Origin of the sequence: Erwinia sp. SLM-02, assembly GCF_037450285.1 — a bacterium.
GTDB lineage: Bacteria > Pseudomonadota > Gammaproteobacteria > Enterobacterales > Enterobacteriaceae > Erwinia.
The window spans coordinates 1-4,070 of the sequence record NZ_JAQISN010000011.1; the positions used below are offsets into that span (position 1 = coordinate 1).

3 protein-coding genes and 1 pseudogene are annotated in these 4,070 nt (G+C 30.2%); all 4 read right to left on the reverse strand.

What is annotated here, in order from left to right:
* Positions 1-1,316 (reverse strand): annotated as a pseudogene (locus tag PGH32_RS24475) (hypothetical protein); the annotation flags it as partial.
* A 1-nt stretch (position 1,317) separates the two neighbouring features.
* On the reverse strand, positions 1,318-1,668 hold the full coding sequence (gene mobC / locus PGH32_RS24480; protein WP_337895396.1) for a plasmid mobilization relaxosome protein MobC: 351 nt from the start codon (positions 1,666-1,668) through the stop codon (positions 1,318-1,320).
* 382 nt (positions 1,669-2,050) lie between these two features.
* The gene (locus PGH32_RS24485; RefSeq protein ID WP_337895397.1) at positions 2,051-3,460 is read right to left on the reverse strand and encodes a hypothetical protein; all 1,410 of its coding nucleotides are present in this window, start codon (positions 3,458-3,460) and stop codon (positions 2,051-2,053) included.
* Positions 3,461-3,782: 322 nt separating this feature from the next.
* Positions 3,783-4,070 (reverse strand): hypothetical protein (locus PGH32_RS24490; protein WP_337895398.1); only part of this gene is annotated, 288 nt, incomplete at its 5' end.

Sequence of the window (4,070 nt, forward strand, 5' to 3'; positions counted from 1 at the left end):
TTTTTTCTAGAATATGCTGAAAACGTTCTAATGTATCTTCTAACAGTAGATACAATTGAGTGTAATGCCCTTCTATTTCTTCCAATCCTTTCCTCTGTTGAGTCAAGAGATTTTCCGATCTGCTGCTCCGTTCGTCTAATCTCTTCAATTCTTCTATTAATGAATTGTTGTTGCTGATTAATTTGTTCAATATCTCTTTTTCTTTCTGATCTTGCTGTTTCTTCTGTTGTTGTTTTTGTTTTATGTTCTGGATTAATTGACTCATTATTTATTTCCCCCAAAGCAAATAAACTATCGTTGTTATTTGTAAAACCGTTGTTGTTGACAGTAAAATCAATATTATTGTTAATAGATCCATATTCAATATTGATATTTTCTCTTTCAATGTTTTTTGTATTCTCTGATTTATTTTTGCTCTGTGAGATTTTAAATCTTTCTCTATTTCTGATTTCTCTTTTTTCAATTCTTCCTGAAAATGATCTTTTAAGTTCTGTGAGTTTTGCTTCAACAAGCTGTGGATCTCGTTTAGGTTTTGAGTCGTATTCTTTTCTATAATCGCTGTAATTTCTTCCCTCTTCATATATATCACCTTTTAAAACTATCGGTTTATCGTCGTTAAAAAAATCACATTTTATTGATATTTGATTTTTTCTAACTCTATTAATTTTTACACCTTGAATGCTTTCAATGTATTTAATTGCCTCTTCTCTACTTTCTAACTCTTCATTAATAATTAATGCTAATATTTCACTATTTAATTTTTCTACAAACTCTTTTTTGTCTTTTGGTATATTGGTTTTTGGTGTGTTTACTAATGTATTTTTATTTTCTTTTTCCTCAAACGGACTTGATAGATTATTTTCATAATTGATTATTTCAGAATAATTATTTACCAAGCCTCGATCTCTTTTGTCTAAATATACAGTGTAAGATCTTCTATCTTGAAGGCTATTAAAAGTTAAATAATTTAACTCTACTCTGCCTTTGTCGTTATGTTCAACCCATAAAACAGGAGGTCTGTTTTCTGGTTGAATCCCTGAAAATAATATATCTTCAAACTCTGTTATTATTTTTGTTTTTAATTCTTCTGGTATTGTTTTTTCTTCAAAAGATAAAACCCCACAAACATATGGGTTTGATTTTTCTTTATCTAAAATATAATTTTCAAAATTGATTAGGTCTTGTTTTGTTGTGGTCGATAATATTTTCATGTCTTTCTGTTGTTCTGGGTTTTTCTCCCTTAATAAATACTCAATGCTTTTTTTTATATTCCTTTGACCTTTGCTTTTTTTGCCTCCTATTATTTTATGGTACATATTATATTCTCCTTTTTATTTCTTCTATCTCATTTGTTATTTCCTCAAACAAATTTAAAAAATCTTCTGCAAATTCATGGGAAATAAATGTATCAATATCAGTATTTATTGCCCTTGCAATCTGGTTAATGTTTACTCCTATTTTATGAAGTTCGAAATATACATCGCCAGTTTTATTTTTTGATATTTCTTTTTTGATTTTTAAATCTTTATTGAGAATAAGATCTCTAACGGCTGTTGCTCTGGGTTTTTTCAACATAGAAGCCAGTTCTTCAACCTGTGCAAATTCTTCGTCATTGAAGCAAAGTGTAATACTGTGCTTTCTTTGGTATCTATCTTTATAGTTTTTCATCGGCGTTTAACTCAAAGTAACCAGAACGACAATCAAGACAGGATATGTACACATACTCCTGTCCCTCTTCGTTGACTTTATCAGTCTGGTCTATGGTGTGTTCGGTATCACAACCGCAACACATGCAGTATTCAATCATATCTAACTCCTTAGTTTTTTGGTTTTAAGGGGATTGAAGGGGGAACCCCTCACAAGCGATAATACGAAGTATTGTCTGAGCTTGCTGTTATATATTTTTCCCTTATATATTAATTAATGCATTTAAAAATAATGTCAATGGTAGTATATAAAATAAGCAATATATTCTTTATATAACCGTGAACAAATAAAGCCCCAGTAAGGGGCTTTTTTGTGAGGGGTTGACCTGTCCGGTAGGACGGTTTTATTTTTTCTTTGCTTCTTCTTTTGCTAAAATATCAAATAAAGGATGATATTTAATTAGTTTGTTTTCTCTTATTGTTTTAATGATTTTTAAGCTATCAGCCTTTTTCAAATTATATTTTCTGTTAAAATCTCTTAATGTAATTTCGGCATTATTTAATAAGAAGTCTTTATATTTTTCTATATTTGAAGTTTCTTTTTCTGCTCTTTTATTTAAATATTCTCTTCTGACTTCTTTTGCTCCAGATTTGAGATCTATTTTGTAGTCTAAAAATCTTTTTATACTAGACAAAAACATCAAGGAAACTTTAATACCATAATCAAAAGTTTTTGCCTGAACTTCAGTTCCCGGCTCTTTCAGTAAAATATGGTAGATGGCTGCATATTTCCAGCTCAACATAAAATATGTTCTGAAAAACGTCCCGTTTGTTTCCTCACCTAAAATCTTGTCGAATTTATCTTTATAGACCACATAGAAATGGTCATATATTTTTCTACACTCTGACGAGTATGTATATATTACATTTGTTTTGACGGTTGAAAAGAAATCATCTAATCCCTCTTTGAGTGATTCGATGATGTGTTCAATTGTCCAAGTAGGAATAACTTTATCGTCTCGTTCTGCATAAACAAAATTATGTCTTCTTCCTAAACCATCATTAATACTTTCTTGATCGAAATTTCTTGCAAAGCTATCAATTGTGTTTAGAAATAAACCAGTCATGACGATGCTTTCAGTTTCTATAATATCGTTTTTTGTAACCCTTCTTGCTTTATCATTATCATGTATTTTAAGCATAGTTTTTCTGGTTTCAACCATAGAACCACTGGGCATTAATTTTTTCATAAACTGAGAATATTCGTCTTCAATCCAAAATATAGGTTGAATAGGTTTTCCGAAATTATCAATTTTCTTTTCAGCTTTTGCTAACTCTGAAATGAATGCTGCTGAACCGTCAGCACCTTCAAAGTTAGTTCTAATCATGGGTTTTTCTTCTATGTCTTTTGGTATTGATTTTTCAATAATAGAAGATGATAGAGTTTTCGCGGCTCCTGACGGTGCCAATATTAAAGTCCAAGTGTTTAAGTAATCTGCGGGGCTTGTAGGATGTTTATACATTATATTATTGTTAACGCTAAAAGCACTCAAATAACTTAAAAACGAAAATACAGGTAAAGCTGGGGGTATGTCTGTTTCACTAACAAAGTTTGAATATATTAAAGATAATGGATCAATATCTTTTGAAATACCCAAGTTGTGGGGGTTTGGTATAATTGGTAAAACATCAATAAAATTTATATTCACTTCGTGAGTATCTGCTGTTGGTTCTTTAATAATTGCTTCTGTAATTTCATGAGATAATTTTATTTCTTCTTCTGTTAATTCAAATACCTTTTTCAACCTTATCATAATTAAATCCTCCTATTGATATATACATATATAACATAGGATTAAATCTTGTCAAACAAAAACAGTAAAATATTCATGACTTTTTCGATTTTGTCATATTTTTACAGTGGAAATGAAAAGACAAAAACCTTACCCCCCAATATGACAAATATGACATGACAAAAAAACAAAAAACACAATAAAATCAATGCATTGAAATGCATCATCCCGTTTTTGTCATACGAAAAACCCGTATGACACTATATGACATTTTGACAAAACTACCGCCTCGCTTTGCTCGTTGCTCAACCCCTCACAAAAAAAGCCCTGATAAATCAGGACTTTATTTGTTCACGGTTATGGTATTTTGTTTTTCGTATTGTTCCAAAAGAAAATTAAGCATTGATTTTACATCCTCAATATATAAATTTTTTTCTTCTGCTTTGGGTAAATTGTTTTTCTTCTTCAATTCGTCTTTTTTCTTCAAAGTATCTTTTGTTTTGGTTTTTTCTAGAATATGCTGAAAACGTTCTAATGTATCTTCTAACAGTAGATACAATTGAGTGTAATGCCCTTCTATTTCTTCCAATCCTTTCCTCTGTTGAGTCAAGAGATTTTCCGATCTGCTGCT

Excerpts from the sequence above, each read along its gene's own strand:
- mobC (WP_337895396.1), bottom strand. The coding sequence starts at position 1,668 with ATGAAAAACTATAAAGATAGATACCAAAGAAAGCACAGTATTACACTT.
- PGH32_RS24485 (WP_337895397.1), bottom strand. The coding sequence starts at position 3,460 with ATGATAAGGTTGAAAAAGGTATTTGAATTAACAGAAGAAGAAATAAAA.